We start from the raw sequence: 525 nt of genomic DNA on the forward strand, positions 1-525 counted from the left end.
GGCCACCTCGGCGAGCGGAGCACCGGGGTTGGCCGCGATCACGGCCCCGAGCACGCCGGCCAGCACATCGCCCATGCCCGCGGTCGCGAGCCACCCGGTGCCCGCGTCCACGGCGATCACCGGGCCGTCGGGTCCCGCGATCAGCGTGCGGGCCCCCTTGCGCAGCACGACGCCGTGCAGCTCCGCGGCCATCCGTCGTACCTCGGCCGCCGTGTCCTGATCCGCGTCGACCAGACCGAGGCGCTCCCGAAGCCGGGCGAACTCCCCCGCGTGCGGGGTCACCACGAACGGCGCGGTCGCGCCGGTCGCCAGGTCGAGTGCGCCGGCGTCGATCACGACCGGGGCCGTGCCCGACACGATCTCGCGCAGCGCCCGCGCCTCGGCGTCCGTCCGCTCCTCGGGGTCGGTGCCGGAGCCGATGACCCACGCACCGACCCGGGTGCGCCCGGTGTCGGGCCCGCCCACGGTCTCCGGGCGGCGGGCGAGCACGGCGTCGATCACGCGCTGCTCTCCCGCATACCGCAC

General features: G+C 77.1%; 1 protein-coding gene. It reads right to left on the minus strand.

Annotated elements, in window-relative coordinates; translation table 11 throughout:
- The coding region (locus DW299_RS07495) for an ADP-dependent NAD(P)H-hydrate dehydratase (RefSeq protein ID WP_136036221.1) at positions 1-525 on the minus strand (525 nt) is incomplete at both ends.

The organism is Microbacterium sp. K35 (genome assembly GCF_004794375.1).
Taxonomy (GTDB): Bacteria; Actinomycetota; Actinomycetes; order Actinomycetales; family Microbacteriaceae; genus Microbacterium; species Microbacterium sufflavum.